We start from the raw sequence: 20,350 nt of genomic DNA, 5'->3' as shown, positions 1-20,350 counted from the left end.
CGCAGCGATCGGTTACGCCGCGCGGTAGCGCTCCTCGCCGCGCACGTACGTGCGCTGCACGCGCGAGTCGAGCAGCGCGGTCGGCTCCGCCTCCAGCGGGTTCACGTCGAGCACCATGAAGTCGGCGCTCAGGCCCGGGCGTATGCGGCCGGTCGTGCCGTCCATCTCGCCCGCGAAGGCACCGCCGGCGGTGAGCGCGGTCAGCGCCTCGGCCGGGGTGAATGCGCGCTCGGGGTGGTACGGATCGCGCTCGGGAGCGAGCACCGACGCTCCGGTGAGCGCGATGTAGAGGTTCGGCAGCGCCTCGTGCGGCGCGGTCGGCGCGTCGGTGCCCAGCGTCATGGCGACGCCCGCGGCGCGGAACTTCTGCCAGGGGAAGCCGAGCTCCTGACGCTCGTCGCCGAGCTGCGCCTTCCAATTGTCGAGCACGGCCGGGTCGCAGTGCACCGGCTGCATCGACGCGACGACGCCGAGCTCGCCCATGCGCACGATCGTGTCGTCGGCGACGCTCTCCAAGTGTTCGATGCGGTGGCGGCGCGGGCGGGGGCCGTTCGCGCGCACGCAGTGCTCCACGACGTCGAGCGCGATCTGGCTCGTGCGATCCCCGATCGCGTGCATCGCGATCTGCAGCCCGTCGCGGTCGGCGGCCTCGGCCACCGGCATGATGCGATCCGCGGTCCAGATGGGTTCGGCGTTCGACCCGTCGGCGTAGGGCGAGATCATCGTGGCGGTGCAGGCGTCGATGACGCCGTCCATGATGAACTTCACCCCGGCGATGCGCAGCCACTCGGACTCGGGGCCCGCGGCGATCTCGTCGCGGAGCGCCGTGATGGCCGCCCCGCCGGCGACGTCCTGCGCCGTATCGCCGGTGGGCTCGAGGATCCAGTGCGCGGTGATCGGGAACGGCAGGCGACCATCTCGCGCGATGATCGTGCGCAGCGCGGCGACCTCCGCTGCGTTGAGCGACATCTCGGTGGCGCCGGTCACGCCGGTCTCGAGGTAGGTCGCGAACGCCCGATCGAGTGCCGCCACCACGTCTTCCGGGGTCGACTGCGCGCCGAGGAACGCCCACGCGTACTGCGTGCCGGCCGTCTCGAGCAGCAGCCCCGTGGCCTGCCCGGCAGCGTCGCGCACGACCTCGCCGCCGACCGGGTTCGGGGTCGACGCGTCGATGCCGAGCTCGGCGAGCGCTGCCGAGTTGACCCACACCGAGTGGAAGTCGTTGGCATCGAGGTACACGGGCACGTCGGGTAGCACCGCGTCGAGCATCGCCGCGGTGGGGCGGCCCTCGGCGATCGCGTCGAAGAGCCATCCGCTGCCGAGCACGCGCGGGGCATCCGGTGCGGCCGCACGCGCGGCGACCAGGCGCTCCTGCATCTCGGCGAGCGAGGCGCAGTCGCGCAGCTGCACGCGGGCCAGCGAATCGCCGAAGCCGACGAGGTGGGTGTGCGAGTCGATGACGCCGGGGGCGACGAATGCACCCGCGAGGTCGACCTCGGTGACGCTGGGTGATCCGGCACCGTCGGCGACCGCGCCGATGACCGTGCGCACGTCATCGAGCGACCCGACGGCGACGAAGCGGCCGTCGGAGACGGCGAACGCCTCGGCGACGGGCTCGGGCTGTTCGGGAGTGGGGTCGGCCGTGAAGACGACGGCGTTCGTGAAAAGCGTCGTGGTCATCGCTGCGAGCCACCCTGCGTGCCGGCGGCGGGAGCGGCGGTTTCATCGAGCGGGAACTCGGCCGAGAGCGCGTCGATCGCCTCGGTCGACGGCACCTCTTCGGAGAAGTTCAGCTTCGGCACCGGCTTGCGGAAGAAGCCGGTCTTGAGTGCGAGGATGGCGACGCCGATGATGAGCCAGATGCCGCCGATGATCCAGGTGAGACCCTCGAGCGAGGTCCACAGCCAAATGGTAAGGCCGAAGCCGATGAGCGGCAGGAGGCCGTAGCGGATCCAGCCCCACGCGCTGACGGGCTCGGTGCGGCCGCCCTTCGGGAAGAGGTAGGTGCGGATCACCGAGAGGTTCACCATCGCGAACGCCGCGAGTGCCCCGAAGCTGATCATGAAGGCGGCCTGGTCGAGGCTGACGAAGAGGCTTGCGAGGGCGACAACCGACACCGTGGTCGCCGCGACGATCGGGGTGCCGAAGCGCTTCGAGAGAATGCCGAGCGGCTTCGGCAGGATGCCGTCGCGGCCCATCGAGTAGAGGATGCGAGACACGGCGACCTGGCCTGCGAGACCCGAGCCGAAGCAGCCGGCGACCGTGATGATCACGAAGATTGCGGCTAGCACGTCTCCGCCGACGTGGCCGAAGAGCACGGCTCCCGCGGCGTTCAGCAGGTCGTCAGAGGCGGTGCTCCAGTCGGAGAGGTAGTAGGCACGCGCGCCGACGTAGGAAATGACGATGAAGATCAGGCCGCCGATGATCGTGGTCAGCATGATGGCGCGTGGGATGTCGCGGCGCGGGTTCTTGGCCTCTTCAGACAGGGTGGAGACCGCGTCGAAGCCGAGGAATGACAGCGCGAGCACTGCGGCTCCCGTGAAGATCGGGCTGTAGCCGACGGCGCCCGGGATGAACGGTTCGAGCAGCGAGGGGGCGTTCGGGTCGTTGATGGCGGCCTTGATGGCGAGGATCGCGAAGACGATCACGGCCGCGACCGAGACGACGACGATGACCGTGTTGATCTTGCCGACGAGCGAGATGCCGAGCACGTTGAAGACGAAGACGCCGATGAGTGCGGCGAGGGTGAAGATCCAGCTCGGCACGCTCGGGAACTGCGTGCCCACGTACAGGCCGAGGATCAGGAAGTTGATCATCGGGATGAACAGGTAGTCGAGCATGAGCACCCAGCCCGTGAGGAACCCGGTGGCGCCGCCGAAGGCCTGCTGCGAATAGGTGTAGGCGGATCCGGCAACCGGGTACCGCCGCACCATCGCGGCGTAGCTGCCCGCCGTGAACAGCATCACGACGAGCGCGACGATGTAGGAGTCGACGAGGTGGCCCTCGGTGAGCTGGTTGACGATGCCGTACGTGGTGAAGACGGTGCCCACCGCCATGTATGACAACCCGAAGAGGGTGAGGGTGAAGACGCCGAGGGTGCGCTTGAGGTGCGCGCCGGTTGCTTGGCTCACTGGTGCTCCTGAAATACAGCGGCGGATGCCGGGAGTGGTGCGCGCGTTCCATCTTCGGGACGCGCGTCCAAAATGAACAATGTTCTTTTTGACGTGATTAGGATAAGCGGAGAATGTTTCGAGCGCGAGTCGAAATCTGAGAATGGCCGCGCTCGCTACCAACGGAGGGAGCGCGAGCGTGAGCGAAACACCGCGCAGGCGGGTCGGTCGGCCGAGCGAACAGGTGCTCTCGAGGCGCAGGATCGTCTCCACCGCGCTCGAACTGCTCGACGCGCACGGTTCCGACGGATTCGGCATGCGCGACATCGCCCGCGAACTCGGGGTGCGGCCGTCGGCGCTCTACAACCACGTCGCCAACAAGGAAGACGTGTTCCGCGGCATTCGCGAGGACGTGGCGAGTCGTATCTCGACCGCCGCGCTCGAATCGGAGCCGTGGGATGTGGCGCTCGCGGAATGGGCGCGCTCCTATCGCGACGCCTTCGCCGCGCACCCGCCGTCGATCGCGCTGCTCGCCGTGATGCCCTACGACCCTGCCTCCGATGCCTTCCCGTCGTACGAGCGCGTCATTGCGCTGCTCACGGAGGCGGGCTGGAACCGGGTCGACGCGCTCAACCGGCTCGTCGCGCTCGAATCGTTCATTTTGGGTTCGGCGCTCGATGCCGCGGCCGCCCCAGACATGCTCAGCCCGGGCGATCGTGCGGACGTGCCCGGGTTCACCGCCGCCTATCGGGAGCGCGATGCGCGCGCCGCTGCGACTGGCGACGGCCCGGCCGACCAAGCGTTCGACGCGGGTCTGCGGGTGATGCTCGCGGGCCTCCGTGCCGAGCAGCGCGAGCTGGCGACGCGCTAGCGCCGCGCGGTGCGGCCTGCGCCCTGCCCGTGCCCGCGTCCTGCCTGCGACGCGGAAATCGCCGAGCCCCTCCGATCTTGCCCAGCCCCTGCGTTCTGCGTGCGCAGTTCGAAGGGGATCGGTGAGAAAGGAGGGGCTCGGCGGAGATGCAGAAGCAGGCAACGCGGGCGGCGCCGGTGGGGCGCCGGGCCGGACGCGCTACGCGCGCGGCTCCAGCGGGTAGTCCTCGGCCAGCTGGTCGATCTGCTGGGTGCTGGGGTCACTCTCCGAGAAGTCCATCTTCGGTACCGCGCGACGGAACCCGCCGGTGACGATCGCGATGATGACCACGCCAACGGCCAGCCAGATCGCGCCGACCAACCAGGTGAGCGGCTGCAGCGAGGTCCACAGCCAGATCGTCAGCGCGAAGCCGATGAGCGGGAAGAGGCCGTAGCGGATCCAGGCCCACGCGCCCTGCGGTCGCGCGCCGTTCTTCGGGAACAGGTAGGTGCGGATCACCGACAGGTTGACCATGGCGAACGCGGCGAGCGCGCCGAAGCTGATCATGAAGGCGACGGTGTCGAGCGACAGGAAGAGCGCCGACAGGGCGAAAATCGACACGATGCAGGCGGCGACCACGGGGGTGCCGAAGCGCTGGTGCAGGCGCGAGAGCGGCTTCGGCAGCATGCCGTCGCGGCCCATCGCGTAGAGGATGCGCGACACCGAGACCTGGCCAGTCATGCCCGAGCCGAACGCGCCGACCACGTAGATCGCGACGAAGAACGAGGTGAACCAGCTGACGCCGAAGCTGTCCATGACGGTGGTGCCGGCCGCGTCGATCTGTGCGTCGCTGAGTGTCGCCCAATCGGGAGCGAACGCGAGCGCACCGGCCCACGAGACGAGGATGAAGAAGAAACCGCCGAGCAGCGTCGACAGCACGATCGCGCGGGGAATGTCGCGGCGGGGCTGCTTTGCCTCCTCGGAGAGCGTCGACACCGCGTCAAACCCGAGGAAGGAGAGAGCGAGGATCGCCGCACCCGAGGCGACGGCACCGATGCCGCCCTCGCCGAAGGTGAACGGTTCGATCAGGCTGACCGACTGGTCGCCGCCGAAGTACTGCTTGAACGCGAGCGCGACGAAGACCACGACGAGCACGACCGACAGCGCGATGATCGCGAAGTTGATCTTGTTCACGAGCGTGATGCCAAGGATGTTGAACACCAGTACGAGCAGCAGCGCGACGAGCGTGAACACCCAGATCGGCACCGCGGGGAACTGGGTGTTCAGGTAGATGCCGATGAGCATGAAGTTGATCATCGGGATGAACAGGTAGTCGAGCAGCATGACCCAGCCGGTCAAGAAGCCGGCTGCGCCGCCGAACGACTGCTGCGAGTAGGTGTAGGCGGATCCGGCAACCGGGTACCGCTTCACCATCGCGCCGTAGCTCGCCGCCGTGAACAGCATGGTGACGACCGCCACGATGTATGCCGAGGGGAGATGGCCGTCGGTGACCTGGTTCACGATGCCGTACGTCGTGAACACGGTGATGACGGTCATGTAGGTGACCCCGAAGAGGGTCAGGCCGGTGAGGCCGAGTGCCCGCTTGAGATGCGGTTGGGTGGTGTCGCTCACGATGTCTCCTTTGATTCGTGCGATGACGGGACTGCAGTCGGGGTGGGTCAGGGGTGCGTGGGGCTGCGGAACGTCGCCTCGCCGGCCAGCCAGGTGCCGTTGACTGCGAGATCGGCGATCGCCTCGGGGGCGAGCGAGAGCGGGTTCGCCGACAGCCACGCGGCGTCGGCGACGCGGCCCACCTCGAGCGTGCCGCGCTCGGGCGCGAGCGCCTGTCGCGCGATGCCCGAGGTGTAGGCGGCAAGCGCGTCGCCCGGGGTGAGGCGTTCTTCGGGCAACCAAGCCTCTGCGCCGGGCTCGAGGTGGCTGTGTCGGGTGATCGCGGTCGAGAGTGCCGGGCGCCAATCGCGCGTCGTCACCGGCCAATCGCTGCCGAAGCTGATGGTCGCACCGCTGCGATGCACCGAACCGATGAGGTACTGCCACTCCTCGCGCGGGTGGCCGAGATGCGGAATCGTGAGGTCGCGCATGACCGCGTCGCACTGCGCCCAGTAGGGTTCGAAGTTCGCGATGACGCCGAGTTCGGCGAAGCGCGCCACGTCGGCCGGATCGAGCAGTGCCACGTGCGCGATGACGTCGTGCCGTTCGCGCGGCGGGTTCGTGTCGCGGGCCGTTGCGAGCGCGTCGAGTGCGCTGCGGTTGGCCGCGTCGCCGATGGCGTGCAAGTGCAGTTGGAACCCGGCGGCGTCGAAGGCGACGACGGCCTCGTTCAGCTCCGCGTCGGTCCAGTTCGGCAGGCCGCGCTCGTCGGGGCGGTCGGCGTACGGGTCGATCAACGCGGCCGTGTGGCTCTCGATCACGCCGTCGACGAAGAACTTGACCGTCTCACTGCTCAGTCGCGGGTGCTCGAGCCCGCGCACCCGGTTGCGGCCCGCGACGAACTCGGCGACCTGATCGCGCCAGCGCGCCGGGTCGGCGCGGAACGCCAGGTTGACGCGGGTGTGCAAGCGCTGCTGCGCGGCCGCGACGAGGTAGAGCTCGAGGTCGGCGGGCTCCACCCAGGCGTCCTGGATCCACGTGGTGCCCTGCTCTGCATAGCCGCGGGTGGCGCGCTCGATTGCATCAAGTCGCTGCGCCTCTGCGAACGCCGGCACGACCTCGGCGAGGAAGTCGTTCGCGGCGGCCTCCTGCAGCGTGCCGAGGGGGCTGCCATCGGCACGGCGCACGATGCGGCCGAGCGCGGGATCCGGGGTGTCTACCGTGATGCCGCCTGCGGCGAGCGCGGCGCTGTTGACCCAGGCCGTGTGGTAATCCCATGCGCGCAGAATGGTGGGGGTATCGCCGGTCACTTCGTCGAGCCAGCGCGCATCGAAGAGCCCGCCCTCGGCGAAGGTGGCGTCGTAGCTCGCTCCGATGATCCACTCGGCGTCGGGGTTCGCGGCCTTCCACTCGGCGACTGCGGCAAGGATGCCGGCGAGGTCTGCGGCATCGCGCACCTGCGGCCCCAGCGCCTCGACGCCGCCGAGCAACGGGTGCGCATGGCCGTCGCCGATGCCCGGGGCGAGCGTGCCGCCGGCGAGATCGATGACGGTCGCGTCGGGCCGATCTGCCAACCGCTCCGCGTCGGCGCCGAGCGCAGCGACGCGGCCCGATGAAAACGCGACGGCGTGGCTCGTCACGGCTCGCGCCGCGTCGACGATCACGGTGCCGTTCACGAATACGGTGGTCTCGCTCATGCTGCGTCCTTGCTGCTGGGGGTGCGGTGCTCGGTAACCGGTGCGGTTGCGCGAGCGGTGGGTCTACAGTGTAAACGAACGGGGTTCGTTTACCGGCGGGTCGAGAATAGTACGGATGTGCGGATCACGCCAGAGCGACGTACACGAGGGAGTGACTATGCCGACGGAAACGAGCGAACGCGGTGCTCGGCGCGCCGGACGCCCGAAGCAGCGCGTGCTCTCACGGCGGCTGATTCTCGAAACCGGGCTCGCGCTCATCGATGCCCACGGCGTGGACGGCGCAGGCATGCGCGCGATCGCCAAAGAGCTCGGCGTGCGCCCATCTTCGCTGTACAACCATGTCGCTGGCCAGAACGAACTCATTGCCGGGGTGCGAGACCTCGTCAGCGAGCGCATTCCCACCGAGCCGTTCGCCGTGATGCCCTGGGATCAGGCGCTCGAGGCCTGGGCGCTCGGCTACCGCCTCGCGTTCGCCTCGCACCCGCCGACGATCGCGCTCCTCGCGACCCAGACGCTCGCGCCCGACTCAGCGACCGCGCACATGTACGACACCGTCATCCACGCGCTCGTCGCCGCAGGATGGCCCGAGGCTCGCGTGCTCTCCGTGATTGTGGCATTCGAATGCTTCATACTCGGCGCCGCCCTCGACCTCGCAGCAGACGACGACATGCTCGATCCAGGCGCGCGCAGCGACGTGCCCCACTTCTCGAGTGCCTTTCGGGCGCGGCGCGGCGCGCTCGCCGCAGAGGGGATCAGCAACGCCGACGACGCCTTCGACATCGGGCTCCGGGCCATGCTCGCGGGGCTTCGCGCCGAGTACGCGGCGCTGCCCGCGGGGCTGCTCGCCACGCACGCCGACGGGGCGCACACCGACGCCGAGCGAGCCGACGGCGAGCGACCGGACGGTGAAACCTAGAAGATGATGGTGCGGTCGCCGTCGACCAGCACGCGGTTCTCCGTGAACGATCGCACCGCGTGGCGCAGCACGCGCGCTTCGACGTCTTGCCCGAGCTGGGTGAGCGAGCGCACGGTGTACCCGTGGTCGACGCGAATCGTGTCTTGCTCGATGATCGGACCCTCGTCAAGGTCGGTCGTGACGAAGTGCGCCGTCGCACCGATGAGCTTCACGCCGCGCTGGTGCGCCTGCTTGTAGGGGTTGGCGCCCTTGAACCCGGGCAGGAATGAGTGGTGGATGTTGATGGCGCGGCCCGCGAGGGCGGCGCACAGTTCGGGCGAAAGAATCTGCATATAGCGCGCGAGCACGACGAGTTCGATATCGAGCTCTTCGACCGCTTCGAGCACCCGAGCCTCGAACGCCGCCTTGTCTTCGGCCCCGGCGATGGCGCGGTGCTCGAAGGGGACGTCGTAGAACTCAGCAATGTCGCGCACCGTGTCGTGGTTCGACAGCACGAGCGGAACATCGATGGCGAGCTGCCCCGCGCGGCGGCGGTAGAGCAGGTCGTTGATGCAGTGCGTTGCGGTCGACGCGAGGATCAACGTGCGCACCGGGCGATCCGCCCGCTCCAATCGCCACGACATGTTGTACCGCGACGTCACCGGAGCGAGGGCGTCGGCAAACCGAGCATCGAAGGTCTCGGGCTGGGCGACGGCTTCGACCTGCAGGCGCATGAAGAATCGACCGGTGTCGGCCGACGCGAACTGCTGGCTCTCCGCGATGTTGCCGCCGGCCGCGACGATCGCGCCGCTGATGGCGTGCACGATGCCCGGGCCGTCGATGCAGGAGAGGGTCAGCACCCACTGGGTGTCAGAGGTCGCGGGGAAATCGGCAAGCGCAGTCACGACTGTCAGAGTACTGGATCGCCGTGTCGCCCGATGCGCCCCTCGCGTCGTGGCGCGGCGGCGCGTTGACCCGGATCAGACAGGGTGCTGCCGCCGCGTCTCGGTTGCTAAGCTGATGCCGTCGTGACTGGCGTACAGATGGTCACCATCGGGAAACGACACACTGCTTGCAAGGGACGGCCGCTCGCCTGGGTCGTATCCGGAAAACGATGGCGCGCCCGCGCGCCGATGACACCGAGGAGCCTGCATGTCCCCCCAGTCCGCTTTCTTCAACGAGCCGCTCGAGGTCGTCGACCCCGAGATCGCCGAGGTCCTCAAGAATGAGCTCGGCCGCCAGCGCTCGACGCTCGAGATGATCGCCAGCGAGAACTTCGTGCCCCGCGCCGTGCTCGAGTCCCAGGGCTCAGTGCTCACGAACAAGTACGCCGAGGGGTACCCCGGCCGCCGCTACTACGGCGGATGCGAGTTCGTCGACGTCGCCGAAGAGCTCGCCCGTGAGCGCGCCAAGTCGCTCTTCGGTGCGGCATACGCGAACGTGCAGCCGCACTCCGGCGCGTCGGCGAACGCTGCCGTGCTCTCGGCCATCGCCGAGCCCGGCGACACCATTCTCGGTCTCGAGCTCGCGCACGGCGGTCACCTCACCCACGGCATGAAGCTCAACTTTTCGGGCAAGCTGTACAACGTCGTGTCGTACGGCGTCGACCCCGAGACCTTCCTCGTCGACATGGACGTGGTGCGCGAGAAGGCCCGGGAGCACCGTCCGAAGGTGATCATCGCTGGCTGGTCGGCCTACCCCCGCACGCTCGATTTCGCCGCGTTCCGCGAGATCGCCGACGAGGTCGGGGCGACGCTCTGGGTCGATATGGCGCACTTCGCCGGTCTCGTCGCAGCGGGCCTCCACCCGAACCCGGTGCCGCACGCGCACGTCGTCTCGTCGACCGTGCACAAGACGATCGGCGGCCCGCGCTCCGGGTTCATCCTCACCAATGAGCTCGACCTCTACAAGAAGCTCAACTCCAACGTGTTCCCGGGGCAGCAGGGCGGGCCACTCATGCACGTGATCGCCGCGAAGGCGACCGCGTTCAAGCTCGCGGCGTCCGAAGAATTCGCCGATCGTCAGGTGCGCACCCTCTCGGGCGCGAAGCTGCTCGCCGAGGCGCTCACGACCGAGGCATCGAAGGCCGCGGGTGTCGACGTACTGACCGGCGGCACCGACGTGCACCTCGTGCTCGCCGACCTGCGCAACTCGGCGCTCGACGGCCAGCAGGCTGAAGACGCCCTGCACGCCGTGGGCATCACCGTCAACCGCAACTCGGTTCCGTTCGACCCGCGCCCGCCGATGGTCACGTCGGGGCTGCGCATCGGCACGCCGGCGCTCGCGACCCGCGGGTTTGGCGATGCCGAGTTCGCGCAGGTGGCCGACATCATCGCGCAGACGCTGCAGCAGTCGGGCGACGTCGCCGAGCTTTCGGCACGCGTGAAGTCGCTCGCCGACGCGTTCCCGCTGTACCCCGGCCTCGAGGAGTGGTAAACCGTGGCAGCTGAACTTCTCGACGGGAAGGCGGCGGCCGCAGCGATCAAGTCCGAGCTCACGGAGCGCGTCAGCGCGCTGCGCGAGCGCGGCATCGTGCCCGGTCTCGCGACCGTGCTCGTCGGAGCAGATCCGGGATCGCAGTGGTATGTCGCCGGCAAGCACCGCGACTGCGCCGAGGTCGGCATCGCGTCGATCAAGCGGGAGCTCCCCGACTCGGTGACGCAGGAGGAGCTCGAGGCGGTGCTCGACGAGCTGAACGCCAACCCCGAGTGCACCGGCTACATCGTGCAGCTTCCGTTGCCGAAGCACATCGACACCGATCGCATTCTCGAGCGCATCGACCCTGAGAAAGACGCCGATGGTCTGCACCCGACGAACCTCGGGCGACTCGTGCTCAACGCGAACGGCCCGATCGACTCTCCGCTGCCCTGCACGCCTCGGGGCGTCATCGAGCTCGTCGAGCGCAACGGCATCTCGTGGGCGGGCAAGCACGTCGTCGTCGTCGGGCGCGGGGTCACGGTCGGTCGGCCGATCGGCCCGCTGCTCACCCGGCGCGCGGTGAACGCGACGGTGACGCTGACACACACGGGTACGCGTGACCTCGGGGCGCTGCTGCGGCAGGCCGACGTCATCGTTGCGGCCGCGGGTGTCGAGGGTATTGTGCAGGCGGCCGATGTGCAGCCCGGCGCAATCGTGCTCGATGTCGGCGTCTCGCGCAAGGTCGACCCCGAGACCGGCAAGAGCCGTGTGGTCGGCGATGTCGATCCCGCCGTCGCCGAGGTTGCCGGTTGGGTGTCGCCGAACCCCGGCGGGGTCGGGCCGATGACCCGCGCACTGCTGCTGCAAAACGTAGTGGAAATGGCGGAGCGCGCCTGACGCCCTGCCCGCACTCCTGCTGCCCCCCGGCTCGCCCAGCGAACGGGGGCAGCGGTGCATCACCGTCGTGGCCCCGTCGTCCATTCAGGCAGGCGAGGCATACTAGAGGCGTCGTGCCCGCGTTCCATTCCACGAAAGCCGAGCCTCACCAGTGACCTTGACGACCACCGCCCTCACCTCGATCGCGACCGTCCCCGCACTCTTCGGCATCGACTGGCTCGACCCCGAGACCCTGCTGAGCGCCGGTGGGTGGATCGCTCTCGTGCTCGCCTGCCTCTTCGTGTTTCTCGAAACCGGAGTGCTCGTGCTCGGGTTTCTGCCCGGTGATTCGCTGCTCTTCACCGTCGGTCTCTTCAGCGCCACGGGCATCATCGACGTGCCGATCTGGATCACCTGTTTCGTGCTCTTCCTGTGTGCGTTCGCGGGCGATCAGATGGGGTTCATGATCGGGCGCAAACTCGGCCCGGCGATCTTCAAGCGCGAGAAGAGTCGACTCTTCAACCCCGAGAACGTGCAGCGCACGCACGCGTTCTTCGAGAAGCACGGTCCGAAGGCGGTCATCATCGCTCGCTTCCTGCCGATCTTCCGTGCGTTCGTGCCGGCAGCCGCGGGTGTGGGCAACATGCGCTATCGCCAGTTCGTGGCCTACAACGCAATCGGGGCACTCCTGTGGGGTGTCGGCGTGACGCTGATCGGGTACTTCCTCGGCCGCATTCCGTTCGTGCAGCAGTACAGCGAAATCTTCATCATCGTGCTCGTGCTCATCCCGGGCATTCCGATTCTGATCGAAGCGATCCGCGCGTTCTCGCACTGGCGCGCCAAGCGCCGGGTGTCTGCGGCGAATAGCGATCCGGCACCGACCGCACCCGTCGACTAGTCGACCCGGCTTTTATCGCGATCGTTGCTTGACGTGGGCGTTCGCGTGGTTTAACGTACAACCAAATGGTTGCACAAATCTCACCCCAGACACCGCTCGACCCCGCGGCCGACGCGGCACGGCACAGCGAGCTCACTGATGAGCAGGTGAACCGCATCTTCCGGGCGCTGGCAGACGCGACGCGACGCGACATCGTGCGTCGCACGCTCACTGCAGAAGCGTCGATCTCAGATCTCGCCGCCGACTACGACATGTCGTTCGCTGCGGTGCAAAAGCATGTCGCGGTGCTCGAAGCGGCCGACCTGGTCGCCCGCACCCCCAAAGGACGGGAGCGCATCATCAGAGGCAACCCAGAGACCATCCGACGAGCTCAAGAGCTCCTCGGCCACTTCGAGCAGATCTGGCGCGCACGCATCGACCGCCTCGATGCATTTCTCGCCGAACATCCCTGACCCCACGCAGAAAGGCGCATCATGCCCATCACCTCCGTCACCACCGACCCTGAGGCGTTCACGCTGTCGGTGGTCGCCGATTTCACCGTCCCCGTGCGTCGACTCTGGGACGCGTACACCGACCCCCGTCAGATCGAACGCTTCTGGGGGCCGCCGCAGTACCCGTCGACGTTTCTGCGCCACGATGCGGCGCCGGGCGGCGTGAGCAACTATGTGATGACCGGCCCCGAGGGCGAACGCAGCGCCGGGTACTGGCACTGGGTCGCCGTCGATGCGCCGCACTCGTTCGAGGTGCGCGACGGTTTCGCGCACGATGACGGCACGCCGAACACGGAACTGCCGAGCATGCGCATGGTCTTCGGGTTCACCGAGACCGCGCTGGGGTCGCGTCTCACCACGACCACGTACTTCGGCTCGCTCGAAGAGCTCGAGCAGCTCAAAGCCATGGGCATGGAAGAGGGCATGCGCGCCGCGATGGGGCAAATCGACGAGGTTGTGGAGGATCTCCAGTCGTTCGCCGCCGGGCGCGCGACCGAGGTGCAACTGCTGGGAGATGCGCAGGCTCGCGTGTCGCGCATCATCCGCGGCAGCATCGAGCAGGTCTGGCAGGCGCACACCGACCCGTCGCTGCTGCAGCGCTGGCAGCTCGGGCCCGACGGTTGGAGCATGCCGGTGTGCGAGTTCGGTGCCGAGGTCGGCGCGAAGCTGCGCACGGAGTGGCAGAACGACGACAGCGGCGAGCGTTTCGGGTTCGCGGGGGTCGTCGTCGAGTCGGCGGCTCCGCATCGCCTCGTGACTACGGAGCGGATGATCTCGCCGGCCGACCCTGACGGCACCTCGAGCGCAGAGGCGCTCAACGAGATGACGCTCACTCCGGTCGACGGGGGCACCCTGCTCGCGTACGTCATCACGTACCCCGATAGCCAGGTGCGTGAGATGGTGCTCGCGACGGGGATGGCCGACGGCATGGAGACCGGGTACGCGCGGCTTGAGCGCGAGGTGCTCGTCGACTCGGCAACCCGCTGAGCCGGTCGCTGCACCGCCGCGTCACACCACGGTGACGAAGCGGTGCAGCGCGTCGAGCAGCACATCGGCGAGACCGGTCTCCTGCTGCATTCCCGCGCGCGCATCGAGGGCGGTGTCGGGGTGGTCGGTGATGATGCCGTCCGTATCGCGGCGCAGGTGTTCGCGCATGCTCGACTCGTCGTTGATCGTCCAAGCCATGAACCCCAGCCCCGCGTTCCATGCGGCGTCTTGCATCTGCTGCGTGGCCGTCCACTCTTCGACGACGATGAAGTCGGCCGAGGTATCGGGCAGGCCGCCGCCGGCAAACGGCATGGTGTAGCCGACCGTGAGATCCGGGCGCAGCGATTTGAGGCGGGTGACGCTCGCGGCATCGAGCGAGTGGTAGATGTTGCTCTGGAGTGCGTCTGCCGCTTCGAGTTCTGCGACGAGCCGGTCGACGTGGTCCGGGGTGTCTGCCCCGCCCAGTTTGATTTCGATCAGCAGGGGGATCTCGAGTTCGGCGGCGCGGGCGACGTAGTCGCGGAACGCGGGAATCGTATCGGTGTGGCCCTGCTGGTCTCGCACGGTGATCGCCGTGAGCTCGGCGAGCGTCAGGTCCTTCACTGCCTCCGGTCGACCGGCAAGGCGATCGAGTTTCGGATCGTGCATCGCGATGAACTCGCCGTCGCGTGTCTGGATGACGTCCATCTCGACCAGGTCGGCTCCTGCCTTCGCGGCGGCATCGAGCCCGCTCAGCGTGTTCTCGACTCCGCCGTCGCTGAACCCGCGATGCGCGAGCACCAGTGTGTCGGGATACTCGGAGAGCCGCTGCATTGTGCTGATCGCCGCGGTGCCGAACCCGAGTGCGGCGACCAGTGCGACCGCCAACACGACACGTGCGGGTCGACGCGTAGAGGTGCTGCTTCCGGGGATGCCGGCCTCCGTGTGCACTGGGTCGTTGTCGTCGATGAGGTGCACGCCTGCAGGCACTCGTGATGCGCTGCGGCGCAGGCGTGCGATGAGTACCGCCGTCACGGTCGCGGTCGCGTACCCGCCGAACAGGAATCCGGCGACCTGCGCGGCACCGAGGGAGTATGCGGCGACCACCGGCGACGCATCGGGGGCGACGGCGTCGGTGAGTATGGTGGGCAGGATCGCAATCGCTGCGAGGGCGCTCGCGGCAACGGCGGCGATCACGAGCACGGCAGCGACCGACACGACGAGTGGGATCACCGCGCGCACGCCGCGGGTCAGCCGCCAACTCGTGCGTGCGGCGTGCCCGCCGCGCGTCAGCACGAACGCGGGAACGGTGAGACTCAAGCGCAGGTTGAGCAGCGCGAGCGCGAGCAGCACGACACTCAGGCCGATGCTCGTCGCCGGGCTCTTCGCGAGTTCGCCCGAGATGAACGGCGGGATGGCGATGCCCCGCGTCAGTGTCGACACGAAGCCGAAACCGCTGAGCGGGAGCAGGAGAAAGAGATAGAGTACGAGGGAGAATGACCGTGGGCGCCCGAGCTTGCGCGCAATGCGGCCGAGGCGGCGAATCGACATGCCGAGCGATTCTCCGGGCCATCGCAGTACCACCACGATCGCGATGAACTGCAGTGACAGCAGCCAAAACGCCAGTACGGAAATTACGACGATCAGCGCGATCGTCAGTGGAAACCCGCTGTTCCACGTCATGGCGCCCGTGTCGAGACCGTGCATGCCACTCGCCCGCAACGCCTCTCGGAACAGCCAGGCGATCACCGGAAGGGCGACGAGCGTGATCACGAGTTGCGTGGCGAGCACGAGGCCGACGAGCCGGGCTCCGGCGCTGCGCACCGAGCGAACCGCCTCAGTTATCAGTGACCGTGTCTCGGCCCAGATGCCGGGCGTCTCCGTGGACATAGTCCACAGTGTACGGAAGCGCGACGGCCGAGTGCAGATTTCCCAGCATCATCGGCTACCCTGAGGGACTGTGCTGACCCCCGAGCTGGAACACTATTCGACGATCGCCCTGTACTCGGCGATGATCGTCTACGCCATCGCCTTCGTGTTCTACGCGGTCGACCTTGCGAACCGAAGCGGCGATGCCGCGCTTGCGGAGCGCACCTCTGCGCGCGCTGCGGCTTCGGGCGATCTCACGATTCCCGCGGCTGCCGCGGCGAGCAGCGCTGGTGCGCAGTCGACGGGCGGGGTCGCGACCCTCACCCGCACCGCGCGTGCGGCGTCGGGCGGCACCGAATCGAAGGCACGGCGCTCGCGCACGTTGCGCATCGGGTTCTCGCTCACGGTGCTCGGGTTCCTGCTGCACCTCGCGGCCACCGTCATGCGCGGCATCGGCGCCGAGCGCGTGCCGTGGGCGAACATGTACGAGTTCGCGCTCACGGCGACCTGCGCCATCGTGCTCATCTTCCTCGTGACCCAGTTCTTCGTCGACCTCCGGTTCCTCGGAGCACTCATCACCGGCATGACCATCCTCTTCCTCGGTGTCTCGAAGGTGAACTTCTACGTCGCGATCGTGCCGCTGCAGCCCGCGCTCGATTCGTACTGGCTCGTGATCCATATTCTCGTCGCCGTGCTCGCCGTCGGCTTCCTGACGCTGTCGTTCGGCTTGTCGGTACTGCAGTTGCTGCAGGCGCGTCGCGAGAACCGCAACGCGATCGGGGGCGAGCCGACGATGCGATTCCTGTCGACGTTCCCGAGCGCGGTGCGGCTCGAAGATTTGGCCTACCGACTCGCGATCATCGGGTTCGTGTTCTGGACCTTCACGCTCATCGCCGGCTCCATCTGGGCCGAAGCTGCCTGGAGCCGTTACTGGGGCTGGGACACCAAGGAGGTCTGGACCTTCGTGATCTGGGTGCTCTACGCCGGCTTCATCCATGCGCGTGCGACGCGCGGATGGCGCGGCACGCGCTCGGCATGGTTGTCGATCATCGCCTACACGGCGGTCATCTTCAACTTCACGATCGTCAACGTCTTCTTCAAGGGCCTGCACGCCTACTCGGGCCTCTAGACCGACCCGCATTGCCCCCGGTGGGGCGCAGCAGTTACTGCAGCACCTCGATAATCTCCGCCGGATCGACGAGACGGCCGGCGAGCACACCCAACCGCGCTGAGCCGTCACCCGCATCGCGCAGGTGATTCACGATCCAGGCGAGCTCGTCGGCCTCGTGCGTCACGATCCAATCGGCATCCCCGACGCCGTGGGCTGCGGCCACCTGCACGGTGACGTCGCCGGACACGGCGCGAACCGTGCCGGGGTGCGCAGTCGCAGTCGTGATCGAAAGCCACTGTCGGGGCGCCGTGTCGACGAGCGGATCAGTCGATGCTTCGACAACTGATCCGGCATCGTCGACGACGATGCCGAGTGCGCCCCAGGTGCGAATCAGGGGAGCGAGCAGAGCCGTGCGGCGCAGCTGTCGCAGCGACCACTGTAGATCTTCAGGGGCGATGCCCTGCAGCCAGACCAGCAGATCGGCGTCGGAGCGCACACCGCTGACGTCGTACCAGCCGCGCAGCACGACACCCTCATCGTCGAGCTCGCGCGCGACGTCTTCGAGTTCGCGCACGATCCCCGGTACGTCGCGGCCATCGAGCACGACGGGGTGCGACGAGCTCACCCGAAATGTGGCGAAAAGGGAGAAGAGCAGCTCAGGGCCATCGGGCTCGACCTGAGCCTCGGGTGCGGCGCTGACGGGTGCGAGATCGAATGCCGGATCGCTCATGCCTCAATGGTCGCCCGACGCTGCGGGCGGCGCAAGGGGCTGGCGCTCAGACTCCTCGGGTTGGCGATCGCCGGCTCAACGCCCGCCGACGACAGGGAAGGTGCCGGTCGGCGTCTCACCCTCGTCGTACACGGTTGCGGGCGAGCCGATCAGGCGCGAGTCGGGCTCGCCGACGACCTCGAGATCTTTGTCGGGGTAGTCGAAGCGCGAGAGCACCCAGCGCATGGCCTCGAGTCGAGCCCGCTTCTTGTCGTTCGATTTGACGACGGTCCAAGGGGCCTGGGGTGTGTCCGTGTAGAAGAACATCGCCTCCTTCGCCTCGGTGTAGTCGTTCCACTTGTCGAGGCTCGCGAGGTCGGTCGGCGAAAGCTTCCACTGCTTCACCGGATCCTCGGAGCGCGACATGAAGCGCTCGTGCTGCTCGGCCTTGCCGACCGAGAACCAGAACTTGACCAAGTGAATGCCCGAGTTCACGAGCATCTGTTCGAACTCGGGTGCCGATCGGGTGAACTCGAGGTACTGCTGTGGCGTGCAGTAGCCCATGACGCGCTCGACTCCGGCACGGTTGTACCAGGAACGGTCGAACATGACGATTTCACCTGCTGACGGCAGGTGCTGCACATAGCGCTGGAAGTACCACTGCGTGCGCTCGCGTTCGGTGGGAATCTCAAGTGCGACGACTCGAGCACCGCGCGGGTTGAGGTGCTCGGTGAAGCGCTTGATCGCGCCGCCCTTGCCCGCGGCGTCACGTCCCTCGAAGAGGATGACGATCTTCTCGCCCGACTCCTTGACCCACGCCTGCAGCTTGAGCAGTTCGATCTGCAGCAGACGCTTCTCGATCTCGTATGCACGACGCGACAGCTTCTCCGTGTACGGGTAACCCTGCCGCCACGCCGCCTCGAGCCCCTGCTCGCCCGTCTCGACGCCCAGCAGTTCATCGAGCTCGTCGATCTCGGGCGTCACATCGATGTCGCCGGGGCCGGCGAGTTCGAACCGCGCTTCGCGCGAGGGTGCGAGTTCTTCTGCCATGCTGACGCCTTTCGATGCTGCGGATGCTGCCGGGTACCAGTGTGCTCCGCCGCGGTGAACGCGAGGCAACACCGAGGTAGACGACGGGTGGCGCTCAGCGCACGAGACGGGCGATGGCGGCTGACGCTTCGTGCAGCTTCTCGGCAGCGACCTCGCCGCCCTCTGCCGCGGCAGAGGCGACGCAGTGCTTGAGGTGGTCATCGAGCAGTTCGAGCGCGACCCGTTCGAGTGCCTTCGTCGCCGCCGACACCTGGGTGAGGATGTCGATGCAGTACGCGTCTTCCTGCACCATCCGCTGCACACCGCGTACCTGACCCTCGGCCCGGCGCAGACGCTTCAGCAGCTCATCCTTGTGCTCGATGTACCCGTGGGTGTGTTCGGCGCAGCCCGCCTCCATCACTTCGCTCATGCGAGAACTGTACCCGGCTTCAGCCGCTCGTTCGCGGTCGGCGCAGTACCCTTGTGAGTCCACCGATGATCAGCACCAACACGGCGGCCCAGATCGCGGCATAGAGCGGAAACTCCGACGGGTCAATGCGCTCGCCGTTGAGCAGCGACGAAACCACGAGCAGCGCGGGCTCGAGGTAGCTCAGCAGGCCGAACATGCTGATGGTGAGCATGCGAGACGCAGCGATGTACAGCACCACGGCGAACCCGGTTCCGATGCCGAAGAGTGGACCGACCCAGAGCAACGCCGGGTTCTCTGCGATTGAGTTGCCGGTCATGAGTTCGTGCAGCAGGAAGAAGAGCGCGAACGGCGCGACGGCGATGAACTCCCACAGCATGCCACCGAGATTGGCGAACCCGAGTGAGCGACGCAAGACGAAGTAGATCGGGTACCCGATGCACACGAGCAACGTCTCCCAGGAAACGCCGCCGACGCGCACGATCTCGAAGACCACGCCGATCGCGGCGACGCCGGCGGCGAGCCACTGCCACCACACCAGACGGTCCCGATAGATGAACTTTCCGACGAGCACCAGCACGAGCGGCAGCAAGAAGTACCCGAGCGCCACCTGCAAGCCGCGTCCGTGCAGCGGCGCCCACGTGAAGACCCACAGTTGGAGGCCGACCAAGATGCCGCACGCGAGCACCCCAAGTGCGAGCACCGGGCGGCGGAGAATGCGCGCCCAGAGCTCAGCCGCCAGGTGCCACTGCCGCACGACGACGAGTGCGAGCACGATAATCGGGATGGTGACGAGGTTGCGCAAGCCCCAGATCGCCTCCGCAGGCGCGGGGGCGAGATAGGGCGTGACGAAGTAAATGCCGGCGAACAACACAGAAGAGGCGACCGAAACGATCGCCCCTCGTGTTTCGCGGCTCAGGGAGCCGAGCACCGCTTACAGGTCGATCGCGCCGATGACCTCGCCGTAGGGCGTTTCACCGACCGGGGCGAATCCGATATGCAAGAAGAATGCTTCGGGGCCGTCTTCGCCGCGCTCCCAGAGCACCGTCAGCCGCGCGATGCCTCGTCGGCGTGCCTCTTCGATGAGCGCGTTGACCGCGAACGTGCCGACGCCGGAGCCCTGAACCTCAGCGTCGACGTTGATGCGCCACAGAGCCGCACGGAACTCCTCTTGCGACGCATCCGGGTCGAAGTTGCCGTGAATGAAGCCCACGACGTGGTCGTCTTTGAGGACGACGCGCTGCCATGAAGTGTGCGCCGGGGTCACGGCTGCGGCGGCTGCATACGAGACCGGAGTGATGAACTGCTCCTGACCCCGTTTGAGGCCCAGCGTGTTCACCGCGACGATGGTCGCTGCGGAAAGCTCTTCGAGTCTCAGATCGCTCATGGAATA

General features: G+C 67.6%; 19 protein-coding genes and 1 riboswitch. Of the genes, 8 read left to right on the top strand and 11 right to left on the bottom strand.

The genetic code is table 11. The features are described from left to right. Positions 1–12: 12 nt before the first annotated feature. A complete protein-coding gene (locus CH42_RS07235) occupies positions 13–1,680 on the bottom strand; it encodes an amidohydrolase (protein WP_053352544.1) in 1,668 nt (555 codons plus the stop codon). Next, on the bottom strand, positions 1,677–3,131 hold the full coding sequence (locus CH42_RS07230; RefSeq protein ID WP_053352543.1) for an APC family permease: 1,455 nt from the start codon (positions 3,129–3,131) through the stop codon (positions 1,677–1,679). Before CH42_RS07230 ends, CH42_RS07235 begins: the two co-directional genes overlap by 4 nt. A gap of 178 nt (positions 3,132–3,309) precedes the next feature. Here CH42_RS07230 and CH42_RS07225 point away from each other — a divergent pair, with 178 nt between their 5' ends. Beyond that, positions 3,310–3,981, top strand: coding sequence for a TetR/AcrR family transcriptional regulator C-terminal domain-containing protein (locus CH42_RS07225; RefSeq protein WP_239683980.1), 672 nt, complete (start codon positions 3,310–3,312; stop codon positions 3,979–3,981). A 198-nt stretch (positions 3,982–4,179) separates the two neighbouring features. Here CH42_RS07225 and CH42_RS07220 read toward each other — a convergent pair whose 3' ends face one another. Then, the gene (locus CH42_RS07220; RefSeq protein ID WP_053352541.1) at positions 4,180–5,592 is read right to left on the bottom strand and encodes an APC family permease; all 1,413 of its coding nucleotides are present in this window, start codon (positions 5,590–5,592) and stop codon (positions 4,180–4,182) included. 47 nt (positions 5,593–5,639) lie between these two features. Continuing rightward, positions 5,640–7,268 carry an amidohydrolase gene (locus tag CH42_RS07215; protein WP_053352540.1) on the bottom strand — a complete coding sequence of 543 codons (1,629 nt, stop codon included), beginning with the start codon at positions 7,266–7,268 and terminating at the stop codon, positions 5,640–5,642. Between the two features lie 157 nt (positions 7,269–7,425). On the opposite strand from CH42_RS07215, the gene CH42_RS07210 reads away from it, so the two are divergent. Beyond that, positions 7,426–8,184, top strand: a complete 759-nt coding sequence (locus CH42_RS07210) for a TetR/AcrR family transcriptional regulator (protein ID WP_075205287.1) — start codon at positions 7,426–7,428, stop codon at positions 8,182–8,184. Here CH42_RS07210 and purU read toward each other — a convergent pair. Next, a complete protein-coding gene (purU, locus tag CH42_RS07205) occupies positions 8,181–9,068 on the bottom strand; it encodes a formyltetrahydrofolate deformylase (protein WP_053352539.1) in 888 nt (295 codons plus the stop codon). The genes CH42_RS07210 and purU overlap by 4 nt on opposite strands. 113 nt (positions 9,069–9,181) lie before the next feature. Further along, positions 9,182–9,269: riboswitch (ZMP/ZTP riboswitch) on the top strand. Between the two features lie 46 nt (positions 9,270–9,315). Between purU and glyA the strand changes: the two genes are divergently transcribed. The 5 genes from glyA to CH42_RS07180 all read left to right on the top strand — a co-directional run bounded on the left by glyA (position 9,316) and on the right by CH42_RS07180 (position 13,833). Then, positions 9,316–10,599 carry a serine hydroxymethyltransferase gene (gene glyA, locus CH42_RS07200; protein WP_053352538.1) on the top strand — a complete coding sequence of 428 codons (1,284 nt, stop codon included), beginning with the start codon at positions 9,316–9,318 and terminating at the stop codon, positions 10,597–10,599. A gap of 3 nt (positions 10,600–10,602) precedes the next feature. After that, the gene (locus CH42_RS07195) at positions 10,603–11,478 is read left to right on the top strand and encodes a bifunctional methylenetetrahydrofolate dehydrogenase/methenyltetrahydrofolate cyclohydrolase (protein ID WP_053352537.1); all 876 of its coding nucleotides are present in this window, start codon (positions 10,603–10,605) and stop codon (positions 11,476–11,478) included. A gap of 151 nt (positions 11,479–11,629) precedes the next feature. Continuing rightward, the gene (locus CH42_RS07190) at positions 11,630–12,355 is read left to right on the top strand and encodes a DedA family protein (RefSeq protein ID WP_053352536.1); all 726 of its coding nucleotides are present in this window, start codon (positions 11,630–11,632) and stop codon (positions 12,353–12,355) included. A 65-nt stretch (positions 12,356–12,420) separates the two neighbouring features. After that, a complete protein-coding gene (locus CH42_RS07185; protein ID WP_053352535.1) occupies positions 12,421–12,807 on the top strand; it encodes an ArsR/SmtB family transcription factor in 387 nt (128 codons plus the stop codon). Between the two features lie 21 nt (positions 12,808–12,828). Then, positions 12,829–13,833, top strand: coding sequence for an SRPBCC family protein (locus tag CH42_RS07180; RefSeq protein WP_053352534.1), 1,005 nt, complete (start codon positions 12,829–12,831; stop codon positions 13,831–13,833). 21 nt (positions 13,834–13,854) lie between these two features. On the opposite strand, the gene CH42_RS07175 is transcribed toward CH42_RS07180, so the two are convergent. Then, positions 13,855–15,702, bottom strand: a complete 1,848-nt coding sequence (locus CH42_RS07175) for a glycerophosphodiester phosphodiesterase family protein (protein ID WP_053352533.1) — start codon at positions 15,700–15,702, stop codon at positions 13,855–13,857. Positions 15,703–15,775: 73 nt separating this feature from the next. Between CH42_RS07175 and ccsB the strand changes: the two genes are divergently transcribed. Beyond that, a complete protein-coding gene (gene ccsB / locus CH42_RS07170; RefSeq protein ID WP_394325240.1) occupies positions 15,776–16,810 on the top strand; it encodes a c-type cytochrome biogenesis protein CcsB in 1,035 nt (344 codons plus the stop codon). A 34-nt stretch (positions 16,811–16,844) separates the two neighbouring features. Here ccsB and CH42_RS07165 read toward each other — a convergent pair whose 3' ends face one another. The 5 genes from CH42_RS07165 to CH42_RS07145 all read right to left on the bottom strand — a co-directional run bounded on the left by CH42_RS07165 (position 16,845) and on the right by CH42_RS07145 (position 20,344). Next, complete coding sequence (locus tag CH42_RS07165; protein WP_053352532.1) at positions 16,845–17,522, bottom strand: chlorite dismutase family protein; 678 nt, start codon at positions 17,520–17,522, stop codon at positions 16,845–16,847. A gap of 75 nt (positions 17,523–17,597) precedes the next feature. Beyond that, entirely contained in the window at positions 17,598–18,551 is a 954-nt protein-coding gene (gene ppk2 / locus CH42_RS07160; protein WP_053352531.1) for a polyphosphate kinase 2, read from the bottom strand. A 94-nt stretch (positions 18,552–18,645) separates the two neighbouring features. Then, on the bottom strand, positions 18,646–18,960 hold the full coding sequence (locus CH42_RS07155; protein WP_082305527.1) for a metal-sensitive transcriptional regulator: 315 nt from the start codon (positions 18,958–18,960) through the stop codon (positions 18,646–18,648). A gap of 19 nt (positions 18,961–18,979) precedes the next feature. Continuing rightward, the gene (gene rarD / locus CH42_RS07150; protein WP_053352530.1) at positions 18,980–19,888 is read right to left on the bottom strand and encodes an EamA family transporter RarD; all 909 of its coding nucleotides are present in this window, start codon (positions 19,886–19,888) and stop codon (positions 18,980–18,982) included. Between the two features lie 3 nt (positions 19,889–19,891). Next, entirely contained in the window at positions 19,892–20,344 is a 453-nt protein-coding gene (locus CH42_RS07145) for a GNAT family N-acetyltransferase (RefSeq protein ID WP_053352529.1), read from the bottom strand. Between the last annotated feature and the right edge of the window lie 6 nt (positions 20,345–20,350).

The sequence above is a fragment of the Leucobacter musarum subsp. musarum genome, from assembly GCF_001273845.1.
GTDB lineage: Bacteria > Actinomycetota > Actinomycetes > Actinomycetales > Microbacteriaceae > Leucobacter > Leucobacter musarum.
This window is presented reverse-complemented; position numbering and strand designations above follow the sequence as displayed.

Coding starts and splice junctions, on each gene's coding strand:
- CH42_RS07235 (WP_053352544.1), bottom strand. CDS start 1,680: ATGACCACGACGCTTTTCACGAACGCCGTCGTCTTCACGGCCGACCCC.
- CH42_RS07215 (WP_053352540.1), bottom strand. CDS start 7,268: ATGAGCGAGACCACCGTATTCGTGAACGGCACCGTGATCGTCGACGCG.
- CH42_RS07210 (WP_075205287.1), top strand. CDS start 7,426: ATGCCGACGGAAACGAGCGAACGCGGTGCTCGGCGCGCCGGACGCCCG.
- glyA (WP_053352538.1), top strand. CDS start 9,316: ATGTCCCCCCAGTCCGCTTTCTTCAACGAGCCGCTCGAGGTCGTCGAC.
- CH42_RS07185 (WP_053352535.1), top strand. CDS start 12,421: ATGGTTGCACAAATCTCACCCCAGACACCGCTCGACCCCGCGGCCGAC.
- CH42_RS07180 (WP_053352534.1), top strand. CDS start 12,829: ATGCCCATCACCTCCGTCACCACCGACCCTGAGGCGTTCACGCTGTCG.
- CH42_RS07175 (WP_053352533.1), bottom strand. CDS start 15,702: ATGTCCACGGAGACGCCCGGCATCTGGGCCGAGACACGGTCACTGATA.
- CH42_RS07165 (WP_053352532.1), bottom strand. CDS start 17,522: ATGAGCGATCCGGCATTCGATCTCGCACCCGTCAGCGCCGCACCCGAG.
- ppk2 (WP_053352531.1), bottom strand. CDS start 18,551: ATGGCAGAAGAACTCGCACCCTCGCGCGAAGCGCGGTTCGAACTCGCC.
- CH42_RS07155 (WP_082305527.1), bottom strand. CDS start 18,960: ATGAGCGAAGTGATGGAGGCGGGCTGCGCCGAACACACCCACGGGTAC.
- CH42_RS07145 (WP_053352529.1), bottom strand. CDS start 20,344: ATGAGCGATCTGAGACTCGAAGAGCTTTCCGCAGCGACCATCGTCGCG.